General features: G+C 64.7%; 22 protein-coding genes. 11 read left to right on the top strand and 11 right to left on the bottom strand.

The genetic code is table 11. From position 1 onward, the window contains the following. Positions 1 to 28: 28 nt before the first annotated feature. Genes RPPS3_RS04445 through RPPS3_RS04435 form a run of 3 tightly spaced genes read right to left on the bottom strand, consistent with a single transcriptional unit; the run spans position 29 to position 2,578 of the window. Positions 29 to 946 (bottom strand): metal ABC transporter substrate-binding protein, encoded by a 918-nt coding sequence (locus RPPS3_RS04445; protein WP_107343026.1) that lies wholly within the window; start codon positions 944 to 946, stop codon positions 29 to 31. 5 nt (positions 947 to 951) lie between these two features. Then, positions 952 to 1,821 carry a metal ABC transporter permease gene (locus RPPS3_RS04440; protein WP_107346426.1) on the bottom strand — a complete coding sequence of 290 codons (870 nt, stop codon included), beginning with the start codon at positions 1,819 to 1,821 and terminating at the stop codon, positions 952 to 954. Between the two features lie 7 nt (positions 1,822 to 1,828). Next, positions 1,829 to 2,578, bottom strand: coding sequence for a metal ABC transporter ATP-binding protein (locus RPPS3_RS04435; RefSeq protein WP_107343025.1), 750 nt, complete (start codon positions 2,576 to 2,578; stop codon positions 1,829 to 1,831). A 567-nt stretch (positions 2,579 to 3,145) separates the two neighbouring features. On the opposite strand from RPPS3_RS04435, the gene RPPS3_RS04425 reads away from it, so the two are divergent. The 5 genes from RPPS3_RS04425 (at position 3,146) to RPPS3_RS04405 (ending at position 12,591) form a co-directional block, all read left to right on the top strand. Then, positions 3,146 to 3,862 carry an outer membrane protein gene (locus RPPS3_RS04425; RefSeq protein ID WP_107343023.1) on the top strand — a complete coding sequence of 239 codons (717 nt, stop codon included), beginning with the start codon at positions 3,146 to 3,148 and terminating at the stop codon, positions 3,860 to 3,862. Between the two features lie 213 nt (positions 3,863 to 4,075). Further along, a complete protein-coding gene (locus tag RPPS3_RS04420) occupies positions 4,076 to 6,214 on the top strand; it encodes a methyl-accepting chemotaxis protein (RefSeq protein WP_107343022.1) in 2,139 nt (712 codons plus the stop codon). 165 nt (positions 6,215 to 6,379) lie between these two features. Further along, positions 6,380 to 7,444 carry an MBL fold metallo-hydrolase gene (locus RPPS3_RS04415; RefSeq protein ID WP_107343021.1) on the top strand — a complete coding sequence of 355 codons (1,065 nt, stop codon included), beginning with the start codon at positions 6,380 to 6,382 and terminating at the stop codon, positions 7,442 to 7,444. A gap of 219 nt (positions 7,445 to 7,663) precedes the next feature. After that, positions 7,664 to 8,893 (top strand): 5-aminolevulinate synthase, encoded by a 1,230-nt coding sequence (gene hemA, locus RPPS3_RS04410; protein WP_107343020.1) that lies wholly within the window; start codon positions 7,664 to 7,666, stop codon positions 8,891 to 8,893. Positions 8,894 to 9,081: 188 nt separating this feature from the next. Then, a complete protein-coding gene (locus tag RPPS3_RS04405) occupies positions 9,082 to 12,591 on the top strand; it encodes a hybrid sensor histidine kinase/response regulator (protein WP_107343019.1) in 3,510 nt (1,169 codons plus the stop codon). Positions 12,592 to 12,872: 281 nt separating this feature from the next. Here RPPS3_RS04405 and RPPS3_RS04400 read toward each other — a convergent pair whose 3' ends face one another. Then, the gene (locus RPPS3_RS04400; RefSeq protein WP_011156603.1) at positions 12,873 to 13,550 is read right to left on the bottom strand and encodes a response regulator transcription factor; all 678 of its coding nucleotides are present in this window, start codon (positions 13,548 to 13,550) and stop codon (positions 12,873 to 12,875) included. Between the two features lie 336 nt (positions 13,551 to 13,886). Here RPPS3_RS04400 and RPPS3_RS04395 point away from each other — a divergent pair, with 336 nt between their 5' ends. Beyond that, positions 13,887 to 15,551 carry an MFS transporter gene (locus tag RPPS3_RS04395; RefSeq protein ID WP_107343018.1) on the top strand — a complete coding sequence of 555 codons (1,665 nt, stop codon included), beginning with the start codon at positions 13,887 to 13,889 and terminating at the stop codon, positions 15,549 to 15,551. A 191-nt stretch (positions 15,552 to 15,742) separates the two neighbouring features. Here RPPS3_RS04395 and RPPS3_RS04390 read toward each other — a convergent pair whose 3' ends face one another. From RPPS3_RS04390 to RPPS3_RS04380, 3 genes are read right to left on the bottom strand one after another with little or no spacing between them, the layout of a single operon-like run. After that, a complete protein-coding gene (locus RPPS3_RS04390; RefSeq protein ID WP_107343017.1) occupies positions 15,743 to 16,216 on the bottom strand; it encodes a secondary thiamine-phosphate synthase enzyme YjbQ in 474 nt (157 codons plus the stop codon). Between the two features lie 23 nt (positions 16,217 to 16,239). Next, positions 16,240 to 16,833: a hypothetical protein gene (locus tag RPPS3_RS04385; protein ID WP_107343016.1), complete on the bottom strand. Its 594-nt coding sequence runs from the start codon at positions 16,831 to 16,833 to the stop codon at positions 16,240 to 16,242. A gap of 47 nt (positions 16,834 to 16,880) precedes the next feature. After that, positions 16,881 to 17,504, bottom strand: a complete 624-nt coding sequence (locus tag RPPS3_RS04380; protein WP_107343015.1) for a 2-hydroxychromene-2-carboxylate isomerase — start codon at positions 17,502 to 17,504, stop codon at positions 16,881 to 16,883. Positions 17,505 to 17,806: 302 nt separating this feature from the next. Between RPPS3_RS04380 and RPPS3_RS04375 the strand changes: the two genes are divergently transcribed. The 5 genes from RPPS3_RS04375 to RPPS3_RS04355 all read left to right on the top strand — a co-directional run bounded on the left by RPPS3_RS04375 (position 17,807) and on the right by RPPS3_RS04355 (position 20,396). Next, positions 17,807 to 18,193 carry an AtpZ/AtpI family protein gene (locus RPPS3_RS04375; protein ID WP_107346425.1) on the top strand — a complete coding sequence of 129 codons (387 nt, stop codon included), beginning with the start codon at positions 17,807 to 17,809 and terminating at the stop codon, positions 18,191 to 18,193. Between the two features lie 69 nt (positions 18,194 to 18,262). After that, positions 18,263 to 19,009, top strand: coding sequence for a F0F1 ATP synthase subunit A (locus RPPS3_RS04370; RefSeq protein WP_107343014.1), 747 nt, complete (start codon positions 18,263 to 18,265; stop codon positions 19,007 to 19,009). Positions 19,010 to 19,057: 48 nt separating this feature from the next. After that, the gene (locus RPPS3_RS04365; RefSeq protein ID WP_009796340.1) at positions 19,058 to 19,285 is read left to right on the top strand and encodes a F0F1 ATP synthase subunit C; all 228 of its coding nucleotides are present in this window, start codon (positions 19,058 to 19,060) and stop codon (positions 19,283 to 19,285) included. Positions 19,286 to 19,341: 56 nt separating this feature from the next. Then, a complete protein-coding gene (locus RPPS3_RS04360; RefSeq protein ID WP_107343013.1) occupies positions 19,342 to 19,899 on the top strand; it encodes a F0F1 ATP synthase subunit B in 558 nt (185 codons plus the stop codon). Positions 19,900 to 19,904: 5 nt separating this feature from the next. Then, positions 19,905 to 20,396: an ATP F0F1 synthase subunit B gene (locus RPPS3_RS04355; protein ID WP_107343012.1), complete on the top strand. Its 492-nt coding sequence runs from the start codon at positions 19,905 to 19,907 to the stop codon at positions 20,394 to 20,396. A 108-nt stretch (positions 20,397 to 20,504) separates the two neighbouring features. Here RPPS3_RS04355 and RPPS3_RS04350 read toward each other — a convergent pair whose 3' ends face one another. The 4 genes from RPPS3_RS04350 to thrC all read right to left on the bottom strand — a co-directional run bounded on the left by RPPS3_RS04350 (position 20,505) and on the right by thrC (position 24,609). Further along, complete coding sequence (locus RPPS3_RS04350) at positions 20,505 to 21,158, bottom strand: hypothetical protein (protein ID WP_107343011.1); 654 nt, start codon at positions 21,156 to 21,158, stop codon at positions 20,505 to 20,507. Positions 21,159 to 21,255: 97 nt separating this feature from the next. Continuing rightward, positions 21,256 to 21,843: a GNAT family N-acetyltransferase gene (locus RPPS3_RS04345; protein WP_012494521.1), complete on the bottom strand. Its 588-nt coding sequence runs from the start codon at positions 21,841 to 21,843 to the stop codon at positions 21,256 to 21,258. Positions 21,844 to 21,904: 61 nt separating this feature from the next. After that, positions 21,905 to 23,194: a M16 family metallopeptidase gene (locus RPPS3_RS04340; RefSeq protein ID WP_107343010.1), complete on the bottom strand. Its 1,290-nt coding sequence runs from the start codon at positions 23,192 to 23,194 to the stop codon at positions 21,905 to 21,907. Further along, complete coding sequence (gene thrC, locus RPPS3_RS04335) at positions 23,191 to 24,609, bottom strand: threonine synthase (protein ID WP_164633885.1); 1,419 nt, start codon at positions 24,607 to 24,609, stop codon at positions 23,191 to 23,193. The genes RPPS3_RS04340 and thrC overlap by 4 nt, the downstream gene beginning before the upstream one ends. Positions 24,610 to 24,749: the final 140 nt, after the last annotated feature.

Genomic DNA, 24,749 nt, shown 5'->3' with positions numbered 1-24,749 from the left:
GGCTCGGGTCAGCGGGACCGGCGCTGCGTCATCCGCTCAGCGCGCCGGTCAGCGTTCTTATATTGTGCCGGACCATATCAATGTAAGTGGGGGCGTCGCCGTTTTCGGGCGTCAGGCTGTCGGAATACAGCGTGCCGCCGATCTTGGCGCCGGTCTCGGCGCTGATCCGCTGCATCAGCCGTGGGTCGGTGACGTTCTCCAGGAACACCGCCGGCACCTTGTCCTTGCGGATCTGGGTGATGATCTTGGCGACGTCGCGGGCGCTGGCTTCGGATTCGGTGGAGACGCCCTGCGGCGCGATGAAGACGATCCGGTAGGCGGCGGCGAAATAGCCGAAGGCGTCATGGGTCGAGATCACCTTGCGCTTGCTCTCGGGGATCTTCGCCGCAGCCTCGCGGACGTCGCGGTCGAGCGCATCGAGCTTGGCCAGATACGTCGCGGCGTTGGCACGGTACGCAGCCTCGCCGGCCGGATCGGCGGCGATCAGCGCGTCGCGGATATTGCCCACATAGGTCTTGGCATTGGCGACCGACTGCCACGCATGCGGATCGGCGTGGCCGTCGCCGTGATCGTGTGCGTGCCCACCGCCGGCGTGGGCGTCATCCTCGTCGGCATCGCGCGGCGTAATGCCCTTGGTGGCGGTGACGACGGTGGCCTTGCTGCCGGACGATTGCACCAGCCGCGGCAGCCAGCCTTCCAGGCCGAGACCGTTGACCACCAGCAGCCTGGCGTCGGCGACTTTCTTGGCGTCGGTCGGGGACGGCGTATAGACGTGAACGTCGCCGCCAGGGCCGACCAGCGTGGCGATATCGACGCGATCGCCGCCAACATTGCGGACGAAATCACCGAGAATCGAGAAGCTCGCGACCACCCGGACGCGCTCCTGCGCGTGTGCCGGCAGCATCGCGGCAAAGCCGGCGGCGAGGATCAGGACGACACGGAACATCGGCGTTACGCCTCCAGATGCGGTGCGGGAAACAGCTTACGAATCACGCCGCCGAAGCGGCCGAACAGCACCGAGCCGAGATACAGCACGGCGGCGACCAGGATGATCGCCGGGCCCGACGGCAGGCCGGCCTGATACGACAACACCAGCCCGACATAGCCGGACAGCATGGCGCTGGAGACCGCCACCATCATCATGCCGGTGATGTCGCGCGCCCAGAATTTGGCGATGCCGGCGGGCAGAATCATCAGGCCGACCGCAAGCAGCGTGCCGAGCGCGTGGAAGCCGTTGACCAGATTGATCACCACCAGCGCCAGGAAGGCGAGATGCGCGGGCGCGCCGGCGCGGCTGACCGTCCGTAAGAATAAAGGGTCGACGCATTCGATCACCAGCGGTCGCCAGATCACCGCGAGCGCCACCAGCGTCAGCGTGGCGTTGAAGGCGATCACCAGCAGGGTGCGATCGTCCATCGCCAGGATGTTGCCGAACAGCACGTGCAGCAGATCGATATTGGTGCCCTTCATCGACACGATGGTGACGCCGAGCGCGAGCGACACCAGGTAGAACGCCGCCAGCGAGGCGTCCTCTTTCAATTCGGTGATGCGCGACACCACGCCGGCGAGAATCGCCACCGCGAAGCCGGCGATCAGGCCGCCGAACGTCATCGCGAACAGGTTGAGGCCCGACAGCAGGAAGCCGATCGCCGCGCCCGGCAGAATCGCGTGCGCCATCGCGTCGCCGACGAGACTCATCCGCCGCAGCATGAGAAACACGCCGATCGGCGCGCCGCCGAGCGACAACGCCACGATACCGGCGAGCGCCCGGCGCATGAATTCGAACTCGGTGAACGGCGCGATCAGCGCCTGGTACAGCATCATAATGTCAGGCCGCCTGGGAAGCTGCGGTACAGGCCGGCGCGCCGTCGTCGAACGCTTCGCACATCCGCCGCGCTTCGGCCTGGTTGTCGGCGGTCAGCACCTCGGCGGTCGGACCCCACGCCACCGCGGTGCGCGCCAGCAGGAGAGTCTCCGGGAAGCTGGCGTTGACCAGGTCCATGTCGTGCAGCGCCGCCACCACGGTGCGGCCTTCGCCGTGCCAATGCTGCACCAGGTGGACGAGGTCAGCGGTGGTGCGGGCGTCGACGGCGTTGAACGGCTCGTCGAGCACAATCACGGCCGCGTCCTGCAGCAGCACCCGGGCGAACAGCATGCGCTGCATCTGGCCGCCCGACAGCGTTCCGATATTGCGGTTTTCGAAGCCGGACAGGCCGACGGCCGCCAGAGCCTGGGAGATCCGCAGCCGCGCAGACCGGTCGATACGAACGAACGCTCCAGTCGAGCGCCACAATCCGGTGCCGACGAAATCGAACACCGAGATTGGAAAGGTGCGATCGATCTCGGCGCTCTGGGGAAGATAGGCGATATCGTGAACGTCCAGGCCATCCCGATCGATCGATCCCGCCAGCGGCTTCAGGATACCCACGATGCCGCGAAACAACGTCGACTTGCCGGCGCCATTCGGCCCGACCACTGCCAGCAGCGAGCCGGCGTCGATTCGTCCCGACAGGTGATGCACTGCCGGGTGGCGGTCGTAGCCGAGGGTGACATCCTTGAAAGTCAGTTGGGCCCGCATAGTCATCTCATCGCCACCAGCACAAGCGTCCAAAGACCGGCACTGACCGCCAGCGCCGCCGCGATTCGGGCCGCAAGCCCCATCCGCAGGATCGACCAAGGCGCCGGCTGCGGAGGGTGCGGCGATTCAGCACCGTGGACATGCAGATGCACATGGCCGGACGACGTGCCCAGATGGGATGGCGAGGGAGGCGATTGTGGCACGCGCGACAGTCCACTTCATCGAATTCTGTTACATTATAACATTATCGGATGGCCGGCCCGCAAGTGTCCCGAACTGCACAAAACGCCGAGATTCAATATGTTAAATGGTTCGTTGCAGTCGCGGAATAATTGGGCAGCCTCATGCTCCTGACTCGCCATCAGGCAGGTGCCCGGCCGTTTCAAATTAAGGCGGAATTTGGATCTCTTTAAGGTTCCATTAGGTATAAAAAATTGTGCGTCGTCATGAGGTTAGTTCCAAAGGGAGTGTGGCCTCCCGGTGACAGCATTTTACGCAAAATCCCGCTAAGCCATGATGCAGATGGCGCCGACTAGCGGTGCGTCTGACAAAGTCTGGAGACAACACATGAAGAAGATTCTGCTCGGCACCGTGGCCCTGGTCGCCCTCGGCGCGGCCCCGGCCCTCGCCGCGGACCTCGCCGCCCGCCCGTACACCAAGGCTCCCGCCTACGCCCCGGCCCCGGTTTACAACTGGACCGGCTTCTACATCGGTGGTCACATCGGTGGCGCCTTCTCGGGCGACAACAGCATCGGCACCGGCGTTACCGCCAGCGATAACGGCAAGTTCCTCGGCGGTCTGCAGGCCGGTTACGACTGGCAGTTCGCTCCGAACTGGGTGCTCGGTGTTGAAGGCCAGTACTCTTGGCTGAGCGGCACCAACCAGTCGGTTGGCTTCACCGTGGTTGGCGGCCCGAACGCTGGCAACTACATCTATTCGGATAACCAGCGTGGCCTGGCGTCGGTCACCGGCCGCCTCGGCTACACCTGGGGTGCCGCGCTGCTCTACGCCAAGGGCGGTTGGGCCTACGCCGACTACAGCAGCAGCCTTGTTGGTCCGACCGGCGGCATTGCGATCGACAGCAAGAAGGACGGTTACACCGTCGGTGGCGGTCTCGAATACCTGTTCGCTCCGAACTGGTCGGGCAAGATCGAGTACCAGTACTACGACTTCGGCAACGTGACCTTGGCTCCGGGCTTCTCGGCCAAGAACGACGAGCACGTCGTCAAGGCCGGCCTGAACTACCGCTTCAACTGGGGCGGTCCGGTCGTCGCCAAGTACTAAGACCTGATCACTTCTTTTGCGGGAAGTTGGAAGGGCCGGCCTCGCGCCGGCCCTTTTTCATTTTCGAAACCATGTCAGAACCGGGCGTACCGATCGCTCAAATAGCGATCGGTACTCGTAGAGCGACGTGAAGAATATTAACCCCCTAAACTGATACTCCCGGCCAGCGTCGCTGAGACGACGCGTCAGTGCAAAGTCCAGGTTGGGGGAAACATGTCTGGGAAATTCGCGAAATTCCGGCGTCCGCGGCTGAAATTTCCGCAACTCGGAATTCGTGGCAGCCTGTTTGCTGCGTTCACGGTGATCGCTGGCATGGCGATCCTGATCAGCGCGTGGGCCGGGATCAGCCTGCATCAGCTTGGGCGTACGATCGCCGAGCTGAGCGGCCGCGACATTCCCAAACTTGCCGCCAGCCTCCAGCTCGCCACCGAAAGTGAAAGTCTCGCCAGCCAGGCGCCGATCCTTCTCGACTCGCTTTCCGCCGAACAACTCCGTGAGCGCTCAGCCCGGATGAAGGCGGCCCAGCAGGTCGCGATCCAGAAGCTCGCCGACATCACGGCTTACGGTGGCGACAAGGCAGTCGTTTCGGCGCTCAACGAAACCCTGAAGAACATCGACGACACCATCCGCAGCCTCGGCGCAGCCGCCAAGGAGCGGCTCGATCTGACCACGCAACACGCCAAGCTCTATGAAGAGCTGCGTCGCTCGCACGACGCCTTCATCGCTGTCGCCAACCCTGCGATGCTCGATGCGCAGACTCAGATGAATGCCGTGCTTGGTTCGGCCAATCTGTCGCAGGACGACGCGACGGCGACCGGACGCCAGATCGAACAGCTCGGCAACGTCATCGCCCAGAGCAATCTGATCGCCTCGAATCTGATGGCCGCACTGTCGGCTTCCAGCGCCGATGATCTGGAGCCGGTCGAAGCCAGCTTTAAGGAAGCCCGTCAGGTGGTGAATACCAACCTGGAAGGTCTCCCGCAGAATCAGACCACCGCTGACATCAAGGCCGCAGCCCAGAAGCTGATGGCGCTCGGCGATGGCAAGACCGGCGCGTTCAAGTTGCGCCAGCTCGAACTCGATGCTCGCGACTATCGCGATCTCCTGCTCGACGAGACCCGCAAACTCAACGTCGGCCTCGGCATCAGCGTCAAGCAACTCGTCGACAATGTCCGCAACGAGACCACCGTCGGCACCTCGGACGCGCAGGCGCAGATCACGTTGGCCACGCGGGTGATGATCGCACTCGGCGCGGCGACCCTGATCGGCTCGGCGCTGTTCGTCTGGCTGTATGTCGGACGCAGCATCCTGCGCCGGATTGGCGGCCTGCAGAAGTCGATGCAAAGCCTGTCGGCCGGCGACCTCAGCACTGCCATCGAGCGCGGCAGCCGCCGGGACGAAATCGCCGTGATGGCCGAATCGCTGGAAGTGTTCCGCGACAACATGATCCGGGCGCGGACGCTAAGCGAAGAGCAGGACAAGGATCGCGCCGCCAAGGCCGAACGTACCCAGCGGATCGAGGCGCGGATCGCCGAATTCGAGGCGACGGTGCGGAGCGCGATGGAGAAGCTGCAATCCTCCGCCGACCAGATGCAGGAGACCGCGCACACGATGGCGACCACCTCTGAGCAGTCGAGCGCGCTGGTCACCACCGTCGCGTCGGCTGCCGAGGAAACCTCGGTCAACGTCCAGACCGTGGCGACCGGTACCGAGCAGCTTGCGTCGTCGATCGCCGAGATCAGCCGTCAGGTCACCACCTCGGCCGAAATCGCAACCCGCGCGGTGCGGGAAGCGGGCGAGACCGACACTACGATGCAGGGCCTCGCCGATAACGCGGAACGGATCAGCGCGGTGATCGACCTGATCCAGAGCATCGCCTCGCAGACCAACCTGCTGGCGCTCAACGCCACCATCGAAGCCGCGCGCGCCGGCGATGCCGGCCGCGGCTTCGCGGTGGTGGCGGCGGAGGTCAAGGACCTCGCCAGCCAGACCGCCAAAGCGACCGAGGAGATCCGGGCGCAGATCGCCGCCATGCAGGGGGTGACCAGCTCGGCCGTTGGCGCAATCCGCAACATCGGCCAGACCATTACTTCGATCAACGAGGTGACCACCGCCATCACGGCGGCGGTCGAAGAACAGGGCGCGGCGACCCGCGAAATCGCCCGCAACATCCAGCATGCGGCCGGCGGCACCAGCGAAGTCTCCAGTAACATCGTCGGCGTCAGCGCCGCCGCCTCGCAGGCAGGATCTGCAGCCGCCGAGGTCCTGAATGCCTCGGGCTCGCTGCGCCAGGAAGCGGCGCTGCTGCGCGAGGAGATCGACGCATTCCTGACCAATATCCGCGCCGCCTGATCGGCAACCGACATGAAAGTCAGGCCGGCGGCTAGCCCCGCCGGCCTTTTTTTGCGTCCAGATGCTGGAATTTGAGGCCTGTCAGGACTGCAACCGGCCCTGACGGTTTTTCGGCTGGCGCCGCCGCTCCGCGCCCGGTAAGCCGGATCAGGGAGCATGCGCCGAATGCATAAGAAGACCGACGCGACCGAGACGCCGCACGACGAATTGCACTACTTGCAGGACAGCCACCCCGGCCCCGACCAGACGGTCGAGATCGCGCCGGGCGTGCTGTGGCTGCGGCTGAAGCTGCCGTTCCGGCTCAACCACGTGAACATCTATCTGCTCGCCGACGGCGATGGCTGGGCGATGGTCGACACCGGCTTCGGCAACGATGCGACCATCGCGGCCTGGGAAACGCTGTTCGACGGTGCGCTGGCGGGCTTTCGCATCAGCCGGGTGATCGTCACCCATGCCCATCCGGACCATGTCGGCATGGCGGGCTGGATCGTGCAGCGGTTCGGCTGCCCGTTCTACATGTCGCAGATCGAGTATCTGCAAGGCGTGTATCATCAGAACCGTCGCACCGAAGAGCGGCTGGTCAACAACCGCGCGTTCTTCCGCCGCCACGGCATCGACGAAACCGTGATCGACCAGCTTGTCGGCCGCGGCCAGGATTATCTGAAGAAGACCGTGCCGCTGCCGGCAGCGTATTGCAGACTCGCCAAGGGCAAGGACATCACGATCGGGCAACGGTCATTCCGGATCATCACCGGTGCCGGCCACTCGCCTGATCAAGTGATGCTGTATTGCGAGGCCGATAAGCTGTTCCTTTCCGCCGACCAGGTGCTGAGCAAGATCTCGCCGAATGTCAGCGTGTGGGCACACGAGCCTGACGAAGACGCGCTCGGCTCGTATCTTTCGTCGCTTGCCGAGCTCGACACACTATTACCGGACGACGTATTGGTGCTGCCGGGCCATGGCCTGCCGTTCCATGGCGTCAAGACCCGCATCAAACAGCTCGCCGATCATCACGAGGAGCGCTGCGGGATGATTGCGGACGCCTGCCGCTCCACCCCGATGAGTTCGGCCGAACTGGTCCCGGTGGTATTTCACAAACACGTGTTGGATGCGCATCAGACCGGCTTTGCGGTCGGCGAGCTGATCGCGCACGTCAACTACATGCTGACGCAGAACCGTTTGCAGCTGGCGCCGACGACGGACGGCGTATTGCGGTTCACCAGCGCTTAACGTTTGCGGCGTTGTCCGCGTGATCCCTGACAAGGCCGCATTCGAGCCAAGGCATTGATCTTCATCAAGCCTTGCCCTGCGGAACCGATGATATGGATCGCGTCGGGCGCAGCTCGATCGCCGAATTGCGCCTCGACTTCCTTGATGGAAGAGTTCTAATAGTTTCGCCGGTTCTGCGGCGTTCCGTCGTTCGATCCGCCTCCCCAACAGGTCATCGCGATGCAGTACAATCAATTCTTTCAAGACGCTCTCACCCGCCTTCACGACGAGCGTCGTTACCGGGTGTTCGCTGATCTCGAGCGGATTGCCGGCAGGTTCCCGCATGCTACGTGGCACTCGAACTCCGGAGCTCGCGATGTCGTGATCTGGTGCTCGAACGATTATCTCGGCATGGGCCAGCACCCGAAGGTGGTCGGCGCGATGGTCGAGACCGCGACCCGGATAGGCACCGGCGCCGGCGGTACCCGCAACATCGCCGGTACGCATCATCCACTGGTGCAGCTGGAGCAGGAGATCGCCTCGCTGCACGGCAAGGAAGCGGCGCTGCTGTTCACCTCGGGCTACGTTTCCAACCAGACCGGCCTGTCGACCCTCGGCAAGCTGATCCCGAACTGCCTGATCCTGTCGGACGCGCTCAATCACAATTCGATGATCGAAGGCATCCGTCAGTCGGGCTGCGAGCGCGTGGTTTGGCGCCACAACGATACCGCTCATCTCGAAGAGCTGCTGATCGCCGCCGGTCCCGACCGTCCGAAGCTGATCGCGTTCGAGAGCCTGTACTCGATGGACGGCGACACCGCTCCGCTGGCGAAGATCTGCGATCTCGCCGAGAAGTACAATGCGATGACCTACTGCGACGAAGTGCACGCGGTCGGCATGTACGGTGCGCACGGTGCCGGCGTCGCCGAGCGTGACGGCGTGATGGCCCGCATCGACATCATCGAAGCGACCCTCGCCAAGGCGTTCGGCTGCCTCGGCGGCTACATCACCGGCAAGACCGAAGTGATCGACGCCGTACGCTCCTACGCGCCGGGCTTCATCTTCACCACCGCGCTGCCGCCGCCGATCTGCGCCGCGGCCACCGCAGCGATCAAGCATCTGCGCAGCTCGACCTGGGAGCGTGAGCGCCATCAGGATCGCGCCGCGCGCGTCAAGGCCGTGCTGAACAACGCCGGCATTCCGGTGATGCCGACCGACACCCACATCGTGCCGGTGTTCGTCGGCGACGCCGAGAAGTGCAAGAAGGCGTCGGACATGCTGCTCGAGCAGCACAACATCTACATCCAGCCGATCAACTACCCGACCGTCGCCCGCGGCCTCGAACGGCTCCGCATCACGCCGTCGCCGTATCACGACGACAAGCTGATCGACGCGCTGGCCGAAGCCCTGGTGCAGGTGTGGAACGAGCTAGGCCTGCCGCTCGGCGCCAAGGCGATCGCTGCGGAGTGATCCGCATCGCTCGCACGCCGCGGTAACGATCTTCAGCGGGGGCGCCCGCGGCCGGGAAAATCCCTGTCGCAGGCGCCCCTTCTGTTTTGGTAGACTTGCAATTGCGTCCTGCAGGCCTGCATCCGGCGGCCTGCACGGGAAGTGATTGATCAATCGCCTGCCGCCTGACGCGAGGGAGCACGACCGCGATGCTGCACGACTGGGGCGTGATCGCAGCCGCCCTCGCCTACATCGGGTTTCTATTCGTCGTCGCGAGCTGGGGCGACCGGCTCTCGCAAGGCCAGCGCGAGCGCGCCGGCGGGCTGATCTATCCGCTGTCGCTGGCGATCTACTGCACGTCCTGGACCTTCTTCGGCTCGGTCGGCTTCGCCAGCCGCTCCAGCTTCGACTTCCTGGCGATCTATGTCGGCCCGGTCCTGGTGGTATTGGTCGCTGCACCGCTGCTGCGCCGCGTCATCCGACTGGCCAAGTCGCAGAACATCACCTCGATCGCCGACTTCATTGCGGCCCGCTACGGCAAGAGCCAGAAGGTCGCCGCCACCGTGGCGATCATCGCGATCATCGGCTCGGTCCCCTACATCGCGCTGCAACTGAAGGCGGTGTCGTCGTCGCTGCAGACCATCCTCGGCGACGACCACAACATCGCCGACATCCCGATCGTCGGCGACATCGCGTTGATCGTCGCGATGGCCATGGCCTTGTTCACGGTGCTGTTCGGCACCCGGCAGGCCAGCGCCACCGAGCATCAGCACGGCCTGATGCTGGCGGTCGCCACCGAGTCGATCGTCAAGCTGGTGGCGTTCCTGGCGGCCGGCATCTTCGTCACCTTCTGGATGTTCAGCCCATCGGCGCTGATCGAACGGGCGACGCAGATGCCCGAAGCGGTGCGCGCGCTGGATTCGACGTCGCCGGCCAACTTCCTGACCATGACGGCGCTGTCGTTCTGCGCCTTCATGATGCTGCCGCGGCAATTCCACGTCAGCGTGGTGGAGAATTCGAACGAGGCCGAAGTCGGTCGCGCCCGCTGGCTGTTTCCGCTGTACCTGATTGCGATCAATCTGTTCGTGATCCCGATCGCGCTCGCCGGCCTGGTCAAATTCCCGTTCGGCAAGGTCGACAGCGACATGTACGTGTTGGCGCTGCCGATCGACGCCGACGCCCCGATGCTGAGCGTCGCGGTGTTCATCGGCGGGCTGTCGGCCGCGACCGCGATGGTGATCGTCGAATGCGTCGCGCTGGCCGTGATGGTGTCGAACGATCTGGTGATGCCGCTGGTGCTGAAGCGGCACGGCGCGCCCCGTCCCGACGAACAGCGCAATTTCGGCAGTTTCTTGCTGACGGTGCGCCGGGTCGCGATCTTCGCGATCCTGATCCTCGCCTATCTTTACTACCGGGCACTCGGCAACACCCAGCTCGCCGCCATCGGCCTGTTGTCGTTTGCCGCGATCGCTCAGTTCGCGCCGTCGTTCTTCGGCGGCCTGGTCTGGCGTCGCGCCACCGCGCGCGGCGCGATCGGCGGCCTGCTGGTCGGATTCGCAGTGTGGGCCTACACGCTGTTCATCCCGAGCTTCATGGAGAACAGCACCACCGGACTGCTGCTGTTGCAGCACGGCCCGTGGGGCATCGAGGCGCTGCGGCCGCAGGCGCTGTTCGGCTCCGATCTGCCGCCCCTGCTGCATGGCGTGCTGTGGAGCCTGTCGCTTAATCTCGTCGCCTACATCCTTTTGTCGCTGCTGCGGCAACCGTCCTCGATCGAACGGCTGCAGGCCGAAGTCTTCGTCCCGGACACGCTGACGCCGATGACCCCGGCGTTCCGGCGCTGGCGCACCACCGTGACGGTGCAGGACATTGTCGGCGCCGTGTCGCAGTATCTCGGCCCGGATCGTACGCGCGATTCCTTCCGCAGCTTCGCCGCCGGCCGCCGCATCACACTCGATCCCGCGGCACCTGCCGATTTCGAACTGTTGAAGCACGCCGAGCATCTGATCGCCTCGTCGATCGGTGCGGCTTCGTCCCGGCTGGTGCTGTCACTGCTGCTGCGCAAGCGCACGGTGTCGGCTGAAGCTGCCCTGAAGCTGCTCGACGATTCTCACGCCGCGCTGCATTTCAACCGCGAGATCCTGCAGACCGCGCTGAACCACGTTCGCCAGGGCATCGCGGTGTTCAATCCCGAGCTGCAACTGATCTGTTCGAACCGGCAGTTCGGCGAGATCCTGGGATTGCCGCCGCACATCATCCAGATCGGCATTCCGCTGATCGAGATCCTGGAATTCCTCGCCAGCAACAGCACCGCACCGATCGACGCCGAAGCGCACACCCAGATGCGGATGGCGGCCTACACCACCGAGGGCGAACCGTTCATCGAGCGCTTCCCGGACCGCCATCTGGTGGTCGAGGTCCGCGCCAACCGGATGCCCGACGGCGGCCTGGTGATCACCTTCTCCGATGTCACTCCAAGCTTCGAAGCCGCCGAAGCGCTGGAGCGCGCCAACGCCACGCTGGAACGCCGGGTGCGTGAACGCACCGAGGAACTGACCCGGCTGAATTCGCAGCTAGCTCTCGCCAAGAGCACGGCCGAAGAAGCCAACATCTCCAAGACCCGCTTCCTCGCCGCCGCCAGCCACGACATCCTGCAGCCGCTCAACGCGGCCCGGCTCTACGCCACCAGCCTGGTCGAACGCCAGAACGGGGGCGAAGATTCTCGCCTGGTCGAGAACATCGACGAGTCGCTGCAGGCGATCGAAGAAATCATCGGCGCGCTGCTCGACATCTCGCGGCTCGACGCTGGCGCGATGACGCCGTCGCTGACCAACTTCGTGGTCGGCGACCTGATGCGCTCGCTGGAGATCGAGTTCTCGCCGACCGCGCGCGCCAAGGGGCTGGAGCTGACCTTCGTGCCGTGTTCGCTGCCGGTGCAGTCGGACCGGCTGATGCTTCGCCGGCTGATGCAGAACCTGATCTCGAACGCGATCAAATACACTCCGCAGGGCCGCGTGCTGGTTGGCTGCCGCCGTCAGGGGCAGTCGCTCCGGATCGGCATCTACGACACCGGCGTCGGCGTGCCGATCCTCAAGCGGGGCGAGATCTTCAAGGAATTTCACCGGCTCGAACAGGGCGCACGGATCGCGCGCGGACTGGGCCTCGGGCTGTCGATCGTCGAACGGCTGGCCCGCGTGCTCAACCACGGCATTGCGCTCGATTCCAACCGCGGCGGCGGCTCCTGCTTCTCGGTGACGGTGCCGGTCGCCGAAGCCGTCAACCACACCGCAGCGGTGACCAGCGCCACGCCGCTATCGCGCGCCTCGATGAGCGGCATCCTGGTGGTCTGCATCGAGAACGATCCGGCGATCCTGGACGGCATGAAGACGCTGCTGACCACCTGGGACGCCAAGGTGATCGCGGTCGCCGATCCGGAAGCCGCGGTCCGCGCCATCGAGGGCAGCGAGCAGCGCGTCACCGGCCTTTTGGTCGACTACCACCTCGACCGCGGCAACGGCATCGCGGCGATTCGCGAAATCCGCGCCCGCTTCGGCCAGAGCATCCCGGCGATCTTGATCACCGCCGATCGCAGCCCCGGCGTCCGCGCCTCGGCGCGGCAAGAGGAGATCGCGGTGCTGAACAAACCGGTGAAAGCCGCCTCGCTGCGGGCGCTGCTGAGCCAGTGGCACGCCCAGCAGTCGGTCGTGGCGGCGGAGTGAGCGCCGCCGAGACAGGTCGGCGCAAGGGCCGAGTTCGCAGCGTCATTGCGAGGAAGCGAAGCCGACGAAGCAATCCAGAGCCCCGTGCGCCGGAACCCTGAATTGCTTCGCTTCGATCGCAATGACGGGGAGATAGGCCGACGACTTGCGTCATGCCCGGCCTTGTGCCGGGCATCCACGCCTTGCTGCGCAGCTACGCTCGTCTAAAGACGTCGATGGCCGGGACGAGCCCGGCCATGACGGAATAAACAAGAATTGGTCGACCTAAGCCAATGCTGGGCTTACGACGCGATCGGTTCTTCCTGGCGCCACTGGCTGCCGGAGATCTTGGCCGCGGCGATCACCGCCTGGGTGCGGCTTTCGACGCCGAGCTTCTGCAGGATCGCCGAGACGTGAGCCTTGATGGTCGCTTCCGACACCCCGAGCTCGTAGGCGATCTGCTTGTTGAGCAGGCCTTCGGACAGCATCATCAGCACCCGGACCTGCTGCGGGGTCAGCGTCACCAGCCGGTCACGCAGCTTGGAGGTCTCGGGATCGGCCGCCGCCGACAGGTCGACATCCGGCGGAACCCAGACGTCGCCGTCCAGCACCCGCAGGATTGCCTCGCCGAGCTTTTCGACGCCGAACCGCTTCGGCACGAAGCCGGAGGCGCCGAAATCGAGCGAGCGGCGGATGGTTTCGACGTCGTCGCTGGCCGACACCACGACGACCGGGATCGCCGGATACTGGGCCCGAAGGTAGATCAGCCCGGAAAACCCGCTGATCCCCGGCATTTTGAGGTCGAGCAGCACCAGGTCGACGTCGCCCTCGCGCTCGAGCATTGCAGTCAGGTCTTCGAAGGAACCGACCTCACCGATCTTCGCGGAGGACACCACGCTGGCAACCGCCAGACGGAGCGCATCGCGAAACAACGGGTGGTCGTCGGCAATGATCAAGTGCGTGCTGGCGGGGGTGCTCATGGTGTCCATTACTCGCAAGCTGGAACCAAACCGTCTTCGCTCTCGGAACGCCAAAGCGAACCGATGGCAAGTTGGGTGGCAAGTGTCGCCCTCTGATGGACGGCTGGCAAGGCGGACGTGAATGCCTTGTCCATACCATCATGCCCTTATGGCAACCCAAAAACATTGAGCAAGCGCAACTATCAGCGGATTTGGCGTCGAAAGTCGTAATGCCGCAGGACGGTACCGGTGCTACCGTACACTGACGGACCGTTGCCGCGCGCCCGGCGCTGTGGCTCGGACCTCAAACAAAACAACAACATAGCCCTCGAAACAACCCAAGGGAGGCAGACGCTGATGGCTACACTTGCCGAGACGAGCAGGCGGTCGGGTGGAATGACCCGTGACGAGCGCTTCGTCATTCTTGCATCTTCGCTCGGTACCGTTTTCGAATGGTACGATTTTTACCTGTACGGCTCGCTCGCCGCGATTATCGGCGCCCAGTTCTTCAGCGCTTATCCGCCGGCCACCCGGGACATCTTCGCGCTGCTCGCTTTCGCCGCCGGCTTCCTGGTGCGTCCGTTCGGCGCCATCGTGTTCGGCCGGGTCGGCGACATCGTCGGCCGTAAATACACCTTCCTGGTCACCATCCTGATCATGGGCCTGTCGACCTTCATCGTCGGCCTGCTGCCCAACGCGGCCACCATCGGCATCGCCGCCCCGATCATCCTGATCACGCTGCGCCTGCTGCAGGGCCTGGCGCTCGGCGGCGAATATGGCGGCGCCGCCACTTACGTGGCCGAGCATGCTCCGCCCGGCAAGCGCGGCTACTACACTGCGTTCATTCAGACCACCGCGACCCTCGGCCTGTTCCTGTCGCTGCTGGTGATCCTCGCCACCCGCACCATCGTGGGCGAAGCGGCGTTCGCCGATTGGGGCTGGCGCGTGCCGTTCCTGGTGTCGGTCGCCTTGCTCGGCGTCTCGGTCTGGATCCGGCTGCGGCTCAACGAGTCGCCGGTGTTCAAGAAGATGAAGGAGGAAGGCAAGAGCTCGAAGGCACCGCTGACCGAAGCGTTTGCCAACTGGGGCAACGCCAAGATCGTGCTGATCGCGCTGCTCGGCGCGGTGATGGGCCAGGGCGTGGTCTGGTACACCGGCCAGTTCTACGCGCTGTTCTTCCTGCAATCGATCCTGAAGGTCGACGGCTACACTTCGAACCTGCTGATCGCGTGGTCGCTGCTGCTCGGCACCGGCTTCTTCATCATCTTCGGCTGGCTGTCGGACAAGATCGGCCGCAAGCCGATCATCCTCACTGGCTGTCTGATCGCGGCGCTGTCGTTCTTCCCGATCTTCCGGATGATCACCACCTACGCCAACCCGGCGCTGGAAAAGGCGATCGAGACCGTGAAGGTGCAAGTCGTCGCCGATCCGGCGGGCTGCGGCGACCTGTTCAACCCGGTCGGCACCCGCGTCTTCACCAAGCCGTGCGACACCGCGCGTGACTTCCTGTCGAAGTCGTCGGTGAAGTACTCCACTATCAACGGCCCCGCCGGCTCCGGCGTCAAGGTGATGGTGAACGACAAGGAAGTGCCGTACACCGACGCCAAGACCTCCAACCCGCAGGTGCTCGCGGCGGTGCAGGAAGCCGGTTATCCGAAGGCCGGCAATCCGCAGATCATCAAGATGGCGCACCCGTTCGACGTGTTCAATTCGAGCACCGCAGCGGTGATCGGATTGCTGTTCGTCCTGGTGCTGTTCGTCACGATGGTCTACGGCCCGATCGCGGCGCTTCTGGTCGAACTGTTCCCGACCCGTATCCGCTACACCTCGATGTCGCTGCCGTATCACATTGGCAACGGCTGGTTCGGCGGCCTGCTGCCGGCGACCGCGTTCGCGATCGTCGCCTCGACCGGCGATATCTATGCCGGCCTGTGGTACCCGATCGTGTTCGCATCGATCACGGTCGTGGTTGGCCTGATCTTCCTGCCGGAGACCAAGAACGTCGACATCAGCAAGACCTGATGATCAACGGGCCGGCGCCGGCCCTACCAAATAGCAACGGCCGCGGAGCAATCCGCGGCCGTTTTGTTTTGGGAAACTGAGATTCCTCACAGCTTCCTCGCGAGGAGCGAAGGGACGATCCAATCCATCTCGGTGCACCGTGCTGGATTGGATCGCGTCACTCGCAAAGACGAAGCGATCAAGAAGAGGAACTATCCGGTCGTACCGATGAACTGCAGCACGACCTCGCGGCGATGCGGCCGCGCCCGGTGCTCGATCAGATACACGCCCTGCCAGGTGCCGAGCGCGAGCCGGCCCTGCAGCACCGGGATCTGCAGCGAGACCGACGTCAGCATCGTCTTGACGTGCGCCGGCATATCATCCGGGCCCTCGGTGTCGTGACGCCAGCCGGCATTCTCCGGCGCGAGCCGGTTCAGCACTGTGGCGAGATCCACCAGCACGGTCGGATCGGCATTCTCCTGGATCGTCAGCGACGCGGAGGTGTGGCGCACGAACACGGTGAGGCCGCCGTCCTTGGCCTGCGCCTCGGTCACGAATGCCGCGAGCTCGCGTGTGATGTCGGTAAAGCCGGTCCCATTCGTCTGCACGGTCAGGAGCGACGAGGCGACGCTGGTGGCGGTCGCGTGCGCCAGCGGCGCGCGACTGAGAGTACGGGATGAACTCATCAATGACCTCGTGTCGCGACCGATCAGATCTTGTCGCCGCTGAAGTCCTTCTGCAGCCGGTTGGCGGTCTCGACCAGACGGCGCCAGGCGCGCTCGAGGAAGCCCATCACCCGATTGACGTCCTGATCGCTCGGCAGCGGGATTTCCAGTTTGCGCTGGCCGTCCTTCTCGGTGATCTGCGGCTGGGGCAGCTTGTCACTCTTGGGCAGCGCCTCATCGGTCTTCACGCCGGGCTGCCCGGCGCTGGCAAGCTGCGCCTTCAGGCCGTCGTTGGCAGCGCGCAGTGTATCGGCCTCTTTCTTCAGCCGCTCGATTTCGGCCTGCAGCCGTCCGGTCTCGGCATCGAACGCGGCGCGTTCATCGGCGATCTCGTAGCAGGCCCATCCGCTGCCTTTATCGGTGCAGGTCGAGACCTTGCCCGTGCGGGTATCGAGCCGCACCACGCCCTCGGTTGCGGGCTTGAAGGCATAGCGGCCGTTCTCGCTGTCCGGCAGTGGCGTTTCGGCCAGCGCGCCGCCGGCGCCGCCGACAGCAAGCAGCAATGTCAGCGCGGCGAGGCGCGGGCCGCGCCTGGCGCCCGCGGGCAAGAAGGCCACGACCATGGGTGCAAAGCTCATTGGGATGCTCCGCCTCTCGGAATCAAAGACCCCGCCTATATGGGGCCTCAGTTCGTCGGCCGGTACGGGGCGCGACCGGATTTCAACGCATCCTCGAGCAGTTCGATCCGGTCCTGGCCCCAGAACACCTCGCCGTCGAGCACATAGGCGGGCGAGCCGAACACGTCGGCGGCGATCGCATCCAGCCGGTTCTGCTCGTAAGCGGCGCGAATTTGGTCCGAACCGGCATGCGCCACCAGCTTTTCGCCGGGCAGGCCGGCCGCATTGGCGAGCTCGATCAGCACGGCTGGCTCGGCGAGATCAAGCTCGAGCTCCCACACCGCGGCAAAAGCGCGCTGCAGATACGGCTCGGGATCGTGTCCAGCGGCGAGCGCCGCGATCACCACGCCATCGGCGAGCCGCGCATCGAACGGCCAGTGCTTCGGCCACAACTTGAAGTCGAGCCCGCGCCTGTCGCGCCAGCGCTGCAGCTCGACCAGCCTGTAGCGCTGCCGCGCCGGATGGCGCTTCGCCAGCGGCGTACCGCCGGTCTCTGAAAACAGCCCGGTCAGCAACACCGGCTTGTAGACGAGCCGCAGATCGTAGATCTCGACCAGCCGCCGCAACGGCTGGTGGCCGATATAGGCCCAGGGCGATTGAAACGAGAAGTAGTAGTCGATCCGGCGCGACATACCGTCTCCGATAACGATGGCTTTCCGCGAGACCGTTGCGAACCGATCGCCGGAAGCAATCGCATCGGATCAGAGCCATTCCGGCCATGCAAGCCGGATCATGGCGCACCGCCGCAAATGCACTGCGGACAAGTTAGCGCACGGACTCGCAAATCCTCAATAAAATCAGCCAAAACAACGCTGTAAGCGGCTGCGACCGAATCTTGACTTGCCAACAGGTGGTCAGTATGGTCCGCGCGGCTTTTAAGGGTTTCTGGGGCGTTATTTCATCGTTAGCGGCAGCTAGTTCGGGTCTCCACGACATGGCGGACGACACGCACGACAGCAGCCGACCAACGCATGAACCGCGCGACGGATCGCCTGAGGAGGCTGCGCTTTCCGCACGGCTCGGAAGCCTGGAACAACGGTTAACCCATTCTCGGGTGAGCCGGAAACTCCAGACGGATCAATCCGAAACAGGAAGTGAAAACGGACATGCCAAAGCCTCGGCGATGGCGCTCGGTTTTCGGCTTTCATCGGAGTTGATTGCGGGCGTTCTCGGCGGAGCGGCTCTCGGCTGGGGTATCGATCGTTTGTTTTCGACCTCGCCCTGGGGTCTCATTGCGTTTGCGCTGATCGGCTTTATCGCCGGTGTAGTCAACGTGATGCGGGCAGCAGGCGTCATGGCAAAACAATCCGAGCGACTCTGAGCGGGATCCAAGGCGCACCGATCGTTCGAATCCCGCGCAAGCTCGCGACACCGACAGACTGAGAGACGAATGGCCGCCGATCCGATCCATCAGTTCCAGATCACCAAGCTCTTCACCCTCGGTCACATTGGCGGACAAGAAATCGCGTTCACCAATTCGTCGGCCTACATGTTCGGCACGGTGGCGTTGATCGCCATCTTGATGCTGGTGCCGGGCCGCCAATTGGTGCCGGGCCGGTTCCAGTCGATCGCGGAGCTGTCCTACGAATTCGTCGCCAACATGATACGGTCGACGGCCGGCAAGGAAGGCCTGAAGTTCTTCCCGCTGGTGTTCTCTCTGTTCATGTTCATCGCCGTATCGAACCTGATCGGCATCGTGCCCTACACCTTCACGGTGTCGAGCCACCTGATCGTCACCGTCGCGCTGGCGCTGCTGGTGTTCTTCACGGTGCTGATCTACGGGTTTTCCAAGAACGGTCTGAAGTTCTTCAAGCTGTTCGTGCCCTCCGGCGTTCCGGTCTACATCCTGCCGCTGGTCGTCTTCATCGAAGTGATCTCGTTCTTCCTCAAGCCGGTTTCGCACTCGGTGCGTCTGTTCGCCAACATGCTGGCGGGCCACATCGCGCTGAAGGTGTTCGCGAGCTTCGTGGCGATGCTCGGCGCACTCGGCATCGTCGGCTGGTTCGGCGCCGTGCTGCCGCTCGGCCTGACCATCGCGCTGACCGCGCTGGAGCTGCTGGTCGCGTTCCTTCAGGCTTATGTGTTCGCCATTTTGACTTGCATCTATCTCAACGATGCAATTCATCCGGGCCACTAAAGACCCACTCGCAAACGACTACACCCAACCCCAACAGGAGTTCGTTACATGGATCCGATTGCCGCGAAGTACATTGGCGCTGGTATTGCCTGCATTGGCATGGGCGGCGCCGGCGCTGGCGTGGGCATCATCTTCGGCAACTACCTCGCCGCTGCGGTGCGTAACCCCTCGGCCGCCCAGGGCCAGTTCGGCAACCTGATTTTCGGCTTCGCGGTGACCGAAGCGCTCGGCATCTTCTCGCTGCTGATCGCGCTGCTGCTGCTGTTCGCCCTCTAAGATCCAAAATCCGGTCCTGACCTTCCGGGTCGCGACCGGCCGAACAGGAGAAGCCCGTGGCTCAAGGTCATGGCGACGCCAAGGGCACCACTGCCCACACGGAAGCGGGCGGAGGCCACAAGGCGCCGTTCCCGCCCTTCCAGCAGGAAACCTTTGCCTCGCAACTGGTGTCGCTGGCGATCGCATTCGTTGCGCTCTACCTGATCGTTTCCAAGATCGCACTGCCGCGCGTCGGCGGTGTGATCGAAGAGCGGCAGAAGACCATCGACGGCGATCTGGCGGCGGCTCAGAAGCTGAAGGGCGAGGCGGACGACGCGCTGAAAGCCTATGAGGCCGAACTCGCCGACGCCCGCGCCCGGGCTCAGGCGATCGGCGCGGAAACCCGTGAAAAGCTCAATGCGCAGGCGGAAGCCGAGCGCAAGACGCTGGAACAGCGGCTCGCGGCGAAGCTCGCCGACGCCGAGAAGACCATCGCAGCGACTCGTACCGCCGCGATGGGTAACGTGCGCAACATCGCGTCGGACGCCGCTTCGGCGATCGTCCAGCAGCTCGCCGGCGTGACGCCGGACGGCAAGGCGGTGGACAGCGCGGTTGACGCTTCGTTGAAGGGCTGAGGCTGATGGCAATCTTCGGAGAAGCAGAAACCTGGGTCGCGATTGCGTTCGTCATTCTGCTCGGCGTGTTCGCCTATTTCGGCGTGCACCGCACCGTGCTGCAGGCGCTGGACAAGCGTCGCGACCGGATCAAGGCGGAGCTCGACGAAGCGCGCAAGCTGAAGGAAGAGGCCGCCAAGCTGCTCGCCGACTATCGCGCGCGCCGTGCCTCTGCCGAACGCGAAGCGCAGGCGATCGTCGAAAGCGCCAAGGCCGACGCCGAGCGGATCGCGGCGGAAGCCAAGGCCAAGCTGGAAGACTTCGTCGCTCGTCGCACCAAGACTGCGGAGAGCAAGATCGCCCTCGCCGAAGCCCAGGCGCTCGCCGACGTTCGCGCGGCGGCAGCCGAAGCAGCGGTGGCGGCGGCTTCGCGTATCCTGTCGGAATCGGTCAAGGGCAACCTCGCCGACGAGCTGCTCAGCAAGGGCATCCAGGAAGTCCGCGGCAAGCTCAACTGAGCTGACGCCTGTACAAATCAAAGGCCGGCGCGAGCGATCGCGCCGGCCTTTTTGTTTTTGCAGTCGCGGCGCGGGCAGCGTTGTCGCTGCCGTCGATCGCCGCCGCCGCTATTTCCGCTTGCGCGCCTTCGGCTCCGGCTTCAGCGCCTGCGGATCGAAGCCGACATAAAACACATAGGCGTCGTTGTCCGAGACCGACGGCGCCGGATAGGCGACGTCCTCGGCCACCAGGCTGAACGGCACGCTGCCGTCCGGCTGCATCGAGACGCTGGTGCGATAGGCCTTGGTGAAGACCGTCTTCGGCGACACGCCTTCCTGCACCACCGCGACGCGCAGCGGCACGTCGACCGAGGTCGGCGCACCAGCCGGACCGGCGATGATCCGGCCCTGGATGCCGATCTTGGCGGTGATGACGCCGGTGTTCAGATTGCATTCTCGCGCGGTGCGGCTGATCACCGCCTGGTAGCGCAGATCCGAACCGCTGGCTTCCTTACCCGGCAGGCCGACCGCATAGGTCGAGGCACCGGAGCGCACCGTCACCGACGGACAGGTCAGCTCGCTCTCGACCGGCGGACCGTTGGAAACGGTCGGCGCCTGATCCTTCTCGGAGCTGCCGAACAAGCTCTTGAAACGATCGGTGATCGATTGCGACCACGCCGGCGTTGCCGCCAGCACAGTACCGCAGATCGCCACCGCGACGGTGGCGCGCGCCGCGCGCGCGATCCGGTGCCGCGACGGCACCCGTTCAATCTCCTGAGCCATTCACCCTACCCGGCTGTCCAATTCGTTGCGACCGGCGGGGTTATAGCAAAGCAATGCCGGCGAACCAAAGGCGGCAGGTGCTCCCGGACCGGCCGAATCAGCCGCGGAAATCGTCGTGCAGCAGCCCGAACAGCAGATGGTCCTGCCAAACGCCGTTGATGCACAGATACCGCCGGGCCAGTCCCTCGCGGGTGAAGCCGCACTTCTCCAGCACCCGGATCGACGGCGCATTGGTCGGGATGCAGGCGGCCTCGACGCGGTGCAAATTGAGCTCGCCGAACAGAGTCGGCAGCAGCACCCGCAGCGCCGCCGTCATATAGCCCTGATGCGCGAACGGCTGGCCGATCCAATAGCCGATGGTGCCGGCCTGAACGATGCCGCGGCGGACATTGGCGAGGGTCACCCCGCCCACCAGCTGGTTGTCGTGCTCACGAAACACCAGAAATGGGTAGGAGCGGTCGGAGGCAACGTCTTCGGAGTAGCGGCGCAGCCGGCGGCGAAAGCCGGAGCGGGTCAGGTCGTCGGATGGCCAGATCGGCTCCCACGGCGTCAGATAGGCCCGGCTGTACTCGCGCAGCTCGGCCCATTGCGGGAAATCGGCCATCTGCGGCGCACGCAGCAACAGCCCATTGCCGCGCGGCGCCAGCGCAGCGGGCCCGACGGATGGCATACGAAACAGCGCCATGCACGGCACTCCCGACCCGCAGAATCGGCGGGCCTCGAACGCCGCGACCCGCGGCGTCAGCTCAATGATAGGACGTCTTGGCCTTGGACTGTGTCAAGCCTTCAGCAAAGCTGACAGCTCTGTCGAGACCGCGGCCACTGCCGAGTGCCACCACGGCCGGCCGGCTCCGTGCCAGCAGCGTGCGTCCGGCTTCCCGCGCGGTGTCAATGGTGACGGCATCGATTCGCCCGACCAGTTCGTCGACCGGCAACGGCCGGCCATAGGCCAGGATGTGCCGCGCAAGCTGCTCGGCACGCGACGAACAGCTCTCCAGCGCCATCAGCAGGCCGGCCTTCATCTGGGCCTTGGCCCGCGAGATCTCGGCGTCCGTCAGGGTGTCGACCGCGTCGTTGATGACGTCGACGATCACTTCCATCATCTCCGGCGCATCGGCCGGATCGGTGCCGGTGTAGAGACCGAAGAATCCGGTGTCGCTGTAGGGCGCGTGGAAGGTGTAGATCGAGTAGCACAGCCCGCGCTTCTCCCGCACCTCCTGGAACAGCCGCGACGACATTCCGCCGCCGAGGATGTTGGTGAACACCTGCAGGCTGAACAGCGTCGGCGCGCCCTGCGGCAGCCCTTCGAGCGCCAGCGTCAGATGCGCCTGCTCGAGATCGCGATGCACGACCCGCGAGCCGCCGGCGCCGAACATCGCCGGCTGCGGTTTCGGTGCCGGCGTGGCGTCGAAGCTGGCGAAGCGGTGCGACACTTCTTCGACGATGCGGGCGTGATCGACCGCGCCGGCCGCCGCCACGACCATGTCGGGACCGCGATAATGCGTCGACAGATACGATTGCAGCTTTTCGCGGCTGAAGCTCTTCAGCGTCTTGGCGGTGCCGAGCAGCGAGCGGCCGATCGGCTGCTCCGGGTAGCACAGCTCGTTCAGATACTCGAACACGACGTCGTCGGGCGTATCCTGCGCGGCGCCGATCTCCTGCACGATCACGCTCTTCTCGCGTTCGAGCTCTTCGGCCTCGAACGACGGATTGGCCAGAATGTCCGACAGCACATCGAGCGCCAGCGGCACGTCCGCTTTCATCACCCGCGCATAATACGCGGTGGTCTCCGTCGAAGTGCCGGCATTGAGGTCACCGCCGACCGCCTCGATCTCCTCGGCGATCTCGCGCGAGGTGCGGCGCGTGGTGCCCTTGAACGCCATATGTTCGAGCAGATGCGAGATGCCGTGCTCGTCCGGCTTTTCGTCACGGCCGCCGACGCCGGTCCAGACGCCGAGTGCGGCGGTCTCGAGATGCGGCATGGTGTCGGTGACGATGGTGAGGCCGGAGGGAAGCTTACTGACTTCGACGGTCATCCGGCGGCTCCTTGCTTGGCGGCGCGGCTCACCGCCAGCACGTGACGTTCGATCGCCACCTGATCGCGCGGCATGATCTTGATCGTTTCGGTCTTGCTCATCAGCCCGTCGAGCCAGGCCGGCAGATCCGGCCGGATGCCGCAAGCAGCTTCCACCGCATCCGGGAACTTCGCCGCATGGGCGGTCGACAGCACGATGTTCGGCACGCTCGAATCGGTGGTGTCGCGATCGGCCACGGCCAGCGCCACCGCGGTGTGCGGATCGATCAGATCGCCCGCCTCGCGCCAAGCGGCACGGATCGCCGATTCGGTCTCCGCCTCGTCGGCACGGCCGGCATCGAACTCCTCGCGCACCGCGGCGAGCACCGCATCCGGCAGCACGAAGCGGCCGGACTGGCCGAGCGAGCCCATCAGCGACCGGATCAGCGCCGCGTCGCGCCCCGAGGCTTCGAACAGCAGCCGCTCGAAATTCGACGACACCTGGATGTCCATCGACGGCGAAGTGGTGGCGTGGACCTCGCGCACCTCGTAGATGCCGGTCTTCAGGGTGCGCGCCAGGATGTCGTTGACGTTGGCGGCGATCTTCAGCCGGCGCACCGGCAGGCCCATCTTCTTGGCGACGTAGCCGGCGAAGATGTCGCCGAAATTGCCGGTCGGCACGGTGAAGTCGACCACACGGTTCGGCGCACCGAGCGCGACCGCGCTGGTGAAGTAGTACACCACCTGCGCGACGATACGGGCCCAGTTGATCGAGTTGACGCCGGACAGCGCCACCTGGTCGCGGAACTTATGGTGATTGAACAGCCCCTTCACGATCGCCTGGCAGTCGTCGAAGTGCCCTTCGATCGCCAGCGGATGCACGTTCGGAGCGCCCGACGTCGTCATCATCATCCGCTGCACGTCGGAGATCCGGCCGTGCGGAAACAGCACGACGAGGTCGACATTGTTCAGATTGGCGAAGGCTTCGACCGCAGCACCGCCGGTGTCGCCGGAAGTCGCCACCACGATGGTGGTGCGCTGTTTGCGCTTCTCCAGCACGTGATCCATCAGCCGCGACAGCAGCTGCATCGCGACGTCCTTGAACGCCAGCGTCGGCCCATGGAACAGCTCGAGCACGAACTGGCTCGGGCCGGTCTGCCGCAGCGGCACCACCGCCGGATGCCGGAAGGTGGCGTAGGCGTCGCTCGCCATCCGGCCGAGCTCGGCGTCGGAGATCTCGCCGGCGACGAACGGCCGGATCACCTCGACGGCGACCTCCCAGTACGGCCGGCCGAACAGGCTGGTGATGGTATCGGGAGTGAGCTGCGGCCAGACTTCCGGAATATATAGTCCGCCGTCACGGGCGAGCCCGGTCAGCATCACGTCGCAAAAGCCGAGGCGCGGGGCTTCGCCCCGGGTCGAAACATAGGTCGTCAAGGGTGCCTCCAAAGGCCCGGCCCAACGCCCAAGCCTTTGATATTGATCGAGTTCAGTCTCACGCGCGGGTGAAATCGGCCTCACCATAAAGGAGTTTGACCCGCAGGGGAAATCGCTCCCTGTGGCGGATGCGCCCACCG

Origin of the sequence: Rhodopseudomonas palustris, from assembly GCF_003031265.1 — a bacterium.
GTDB classification, from domain to species: domain Bacteria; phylum Pseudomonadota; class Alphaproteobacteria; order Rhizobiales; family Xanthobacteraceae; genus Rhodopseudomonas; species Rhodopseudomonas palustris_H.
This window is presented reverse-complemented; position numbering and strand designations above follow the sequence as displayed.

What these genes read in the sequence shown, in the direction of transcription:
- RPPS3_RS04445 (WP_107343026.1), bottom strand. Translation starts at nt 946, where the DNA reads ATGTTCCGTGTCGTCCTGATCCTCGCCGCCGGCTTTGCCGCGATGCTG.
- RPPS3_RS04440 (WP_107346426.1), bottom strand. Translation starts at nt 1,821, where the DNA reads ATGCTGTACCAGGCGCTGATCGCGCCGTTCACCGAGTTCGAATTCATG.
- RPPS3_RS04435 (WP_107343025.1), bottom strand. Translation starts at nt 2,578, where the DNA reads ATGCGGGCCCAACTGACTTTCAAGGATGTCACCCTCGGCTACGACCGC.
- RPPS3_RS04425 (WP_107343023.1), top strand. Translation starts at nt 3,146, where the DNA reads ATGAAGAAGATTCTGCTCGGCACCGTGGCCCTGGTCGCCCTCGGCGCG.
- RPPS3_RS04420 (WP_107343022.1), top strand. Translation starts at nt 4,076, where the DNA reads ATGTCTGGGAAATTCGCGAAATTCCGGCGTCCGCGGCTGAAATTTCCG.
- RPPS3_RS04415 (WP_107343021.1), top strand. Translation starts at nt 6,380, where the DNA reads ATGCATAAGAAGACCGACGCGACCGAGACGCCGCACGACGAATTGCAC.
- hemA (WP_107343020.1), top strand. Translation starts at nt 7,664, where the DNA reads ATGCAGTACAATCAATTCTTTCAAGACGCTCTCACCCGCCTTCACGAC.
- RPPS3_RS04405 (WP_107343019.1), top strand. Translation starts at nt 9,082, where the DNA reads ATGCTGCACGACTGGGGCGTGATCGCAGCCGCCCTCGCCTACATCGGG.
- RPPS3_RS04400 (WP_011156603.1), bottom strand. Translation starts at nt 13,550, where the DNA reads ATGAGCACCCCCGCCAGCACGCACTTGATCATTGCCGACGACCACCCG.
- RPPS3_RS04395 (WP_107343018.1), top strand. Translation starts at nt 13,887, where the DNA reads ATGGCTACACTTGCCGAGACGAGCAGGCGGTCGGGTGGAATGACCCGT.
- RPPS3_RS04390 (WP_107343017.1), bottom strand. Translation starts at nt 16,216, where the DNA reads ATGAGTTCATCCCGTACTCTCAGTCGCGCGCCGCTGGCGCACGCGACC.
- RPPS3_RS04385 (WP_107343016.1), bottom strand. Translation starts at nt 16,833, where the DNA reads ATGAGCTTTGCACCCATGGTCGTGGCCTTCTTGCCCGCGGGCGCCAGG.
- RPPS3_RS04380 (WP_107343015.1), bottom strand. Translation starts at nt 17,504, where the DNA reads ATGTCGCGCCGGATCGACTACTACTTCTCGTTTCAATCGCCCTGGGCC.
- RPPS3_RS04375 (WP_107346425.1), top strand. Translation starts at nt 17,807, where the DNA reads ATGGCGGACGACACGCACGACAGCAGCCGACCAACGCATGAACCGCGC.
- RPPS3_RS04370 (WP_107343014.1), top strand. Translation starts at nt 18,263, where the DNA reads ATGGCCGCCGATCCGATCCATCAGTTCCAGATCACCAAGCTCTTCACC.
- RPPS3_RS04365 (WP_009796340.1), top strand. Translation starts at nt 19,058, where the DNA reads ATGGATCCGATTGCCGCGAAGTACATTGGCGCTGGTATTGCCTGCATT.
- RPPS3_RS04355 (WP_107343012.1), top strand. Translation starts at nt 19,905, where the DNA reads ATGGCAATCTTCGGAGAAGCAGAAACCTGGGTCGCGATTGCGTTCGTC.
- RPPS3_RS04350 (WP_107343011.1), bottom strand. Translation starts at nt 21,158, where the DNA reads ATGGCTCAGGAGATTGAACGGGTGCCGTCGCGGCACCGGATCGCGCGC.
- RPPS3_RS04345 (WP_012494521.1), bottom strand. Translation starts at nt 21,843, where the DNA reads ATGGCGCTGTTTCGTATGCCATCCGTCGGGCCCGCTGCGCTGGCGCCG.
- RPPS3_RS04340 (WP_107343010.1), bottom strand. Translation starts at nt 23,194, where the DNA reads ATGACCGTCGAAGTCAGTAAGCTTCCCTCCGGCCTCACCATCGTCACC.